The organism is Methanomassiliicoccales archaeon (assembly GCA_014361295.1).
Classification (GTDB): Archaea; Thermoplasmatota; Thermoplasmata; order Methanomassiliicoccales; family JACIVX01; genus JACIVX01.
Genome location: JACIVX010000046.1, coordinates 1 through 3,111, shown reverse-complemented (window position 1 = coordinate 3,111; position 3,111 = coordinate 1). Strand labels below are relative to the sequence as shown.

Below are 3,111 nucleotides of genomic sequence, written 5' to 3'. Positions count from 1 at the left end.
GATGTACACGAAGCCCTTGAACGTCCAGGCCTTCGTGCCGCCCTCCACCACGGCCACGTAGATGTACGCGCCGTTCCGGAGGTTCCCGCCGTCCCAGGTCACCGACGCCGTGTTCTCGCCGGAGACCACCGCCACTTTGGCTCCAGTGAGGTCGTAGATGGTGATGGTGATCTTCTCCGCCACGGCGCCAGCAGGCTCAGCCTGGATGGTGAACGTGGTGGACGTCTGGAACGGGTTCGGGGAGATGGTGATCCCCGCCACGTTCGAAAGGGCCTTGGCCACCACTGTGGCCTGACCCTGGGCCGTGCGGGTGGTCATGTACGGGTCAGTGTATTTCGCGGTGATCGTGCCAAGCTTCACCGTCTCGGGGAGGACGTAGGTGACCCGGAACTTCCCGGGCTGGCCGGCCACGGCCTCGAGCTTGTTCCAGCTCGTGATGACCTTGCCGTCCTTATCGAGAAGCACCAGGACGTTCGTGCCCACGATCTCCGCCGCACCGGCGTACTGCTCGTCGGTCACGGTGATCGTCACCGTGTCGCCCGGGTAGTACGTGGTCTTGTCGAAGACCACGGAGAGTTGCACCGTGGGCGGAGTCACCGCACCGGCGCCGCCCTCAGAGACCTTGATGGAAATGATGGAGACGTCCGAGTGGTTGGACGGATCCTGGTAGAAGGCCATGATCGTGTCCCCAGCAGCGGAGCCGAGGTTCCCGTCACCAGGGTGCCGGGAATCAGCGACAAGGACGCACACCGTGGACCGGAAGACACCGGAGCCGACCGCGGTCTCCCGGAGATCGATCCGCTCCCAGTTCCCATTCTGGGCATTGAACATGAAGATCTTCACCGTCTCGGCGATGCCGGAGATGGACGTGTCCTTGAGGTACGGGGCAGTGCTCACCGCGCCCTGCGGGGTCATCACGTCGGAGTTTGGATCGGCGGAAGTTCCGTTAGCGTTGCTGTCGCCCTTCCACCAGATCGGCGCGGAGTCCTCGTTGGCATCGGCGCTCGGAGTAGTACCATCATCTTCGGCTTGGGACGACCCAATCGCAGTGGTGTACTCGCGATCACCATCGTCACCGGAGTAGGCGTCCTTATTCCAGCCGCCAAATATGAGCTCCCTGAGGAGCGGGTTCTCGTTCTGGTCGAGGTCCGTGACCTCAAGGTAGAGGCTGCCGGAGACGGGGATCTCCGTGACCGGCTTGTACTCGCCATCGAGGAAGCGCATGTGGTGTGTCTCGCCGTCGAAGACCTGGAAGTCGTAGACCTTCACCTTGGCGAAGGACACGTCCCAGTACTGGTTCCGGGCAGCATCCTCGTTGATAGCGGGCGGAAAGCCAGTGGTAGGATCGCCGTCGCCCAGTAAGTTCAGATCCTCTTGCTCGTAGTCCACGGAATTGTAGCGGACAAAGATCGTGTCCTCGTTGAACGCCTGGACCTTCCAGTCGTCAAAGACCAGCTGGTAGCCATTCACCGCGTCCCACACCGGCTCAAGACGGATGCCACTTGCGGTGAAGAAGATCCCGGAGTTGTTGGAGATCTCGTCGATCACGATGTACTCGGAGTCGTCCTCGTTGTGCGGGTTGCAGATGTGCACCACGATTTTGTCCTGGCAGCAGGCGTTCTGGTTGGCATCAGCGTCGTAGACGCGGATGTAAAGGCCGCCATGCCCGATCTTCACCTCGGAGACCGGAACCCCATTGGCGTCGGTGATCCAGGTCTGGGAGTGGTACTTGTTGGTGTTCACGTAGATGGCGGCGAGGTCCATGTCGTCGAAGTCGTTGGGGTCGATGTAGTAGAAGGTGATGGTGGTGTAGGGCGGGAACTTCGCAAAGCCCAGGGCCTCCTGGAGCTCCTCGAGGTTCCCGAAGTTGAACTCAAATACGCCGGAGTCCACGGCCGTCTCCGCGGCGAAGAACAGGGCCCGCCCCACCTTTGTGGTGCCGATCGTGTACTTTCCGGACAACCACTCCTGCGGGTAGAGGATCCAGCGGGAGTAAACCGTGGTAGTACCAACAGTAGCCGGAACGGGCTCGTCGTAGATGTTGTACCAGCGGATGGGCTCCATCAGGTCATCGCTGGCGGTGTCATTCAAGCTTCCCCGCATCATGAGGGTGCAGAAGTTGTTGATGCCAGAGGTCTGGGGATTCCAGCTTCCGGGGTTGACGATGACGAAGAACGGCACGTACTCGATCTCGTTGGGGTTCAGGTTCTCATCGGGGTCCTCGATGCGGACCACGATGTTCTCGCAGGCCGGGCCGCAACCGTAGGACACGATCGTGGGCGTCACCTTGAGCTTGGCCACGGTGTCCACGATCTTCACCTGGTCCTGGTCCACGTTCATGGGGTTGACCGGCTCGCGCACGATGAGCACCAGGGTGTCGTTGTTCTCAAACCGGCCCGCGATGCCTCCTGCCGGGAGCGCGTTTACTGCGCCTGTCAACCCTTCGAAGTTCACCCGGGCCGTCTGCTTGTCCCGAGGAAGCTCTACAAGCGTTGGCACCGGATTACCAGGAGCAGGCCAAGGACTACTACTAAAGGTGTTCTGGTCCACGTACTCCCAGGCGCCTTCCAGCCAGGCCCAAGCCGGGGGAGTGGGGGAGGCATAGTAACTATCAAGCACGTGGGTCATCCCGTAAGGGATGCTGGTGAAGTCCGCCCGGGAGCCGATCTGGACCGAGACCTTGCGGTTCGATCCTGGCCCATCGACCCAGAAGTACAGGCCGCTTCCGATCCCGCCGAGCTCCCGGAACACGGCGCCTTCAAATGCAGGAGTTGCAGGATCGTCCACAACCATAATGTACGCGCCGGTCTTGAAGTCGAAGATCAAGATGTCGGCTTCGAACTCGTCGATGCCGCAGGCGCCCTTCTCCGGGTCCTTCACGGCGATGTACACGTACCGCCCCTCCCAGACCTTGCCGATCTTGTTGCCGGCTGCGTCTGAGAAGTAGGCTTCAAAAGCCAAGGCCATGGCCCCAAAGACCATGGCCGCCAGTACCGTCGCCACCAAACCTATCCGCTTCAACGTCCAACCTCCTTTCCAGTCCAAAACCGCAAAAACCGCGACCTATTCCGCAAAGAGTCGTACACCAACCGCTTACCACCTCCCAGTTCC

The 3,111-nt window shown here is 60.9% G+C and carries 1 protein-coding gene; it reads right to left on the bottom strand.

Translation table 11 applies throughout. The features are described 5' to 3' along the window. On the bottom strand, window positions 1–3,021 hold a 3,021-nt coding region (locus H5T41_10920), incomplete at its 3' end, for a T9SS type A sorting domain-containing protein (protein MBC7109269.1). Between the last annotated feature and the right edge of the window lie 90 nt (window positions 3,022–3,111).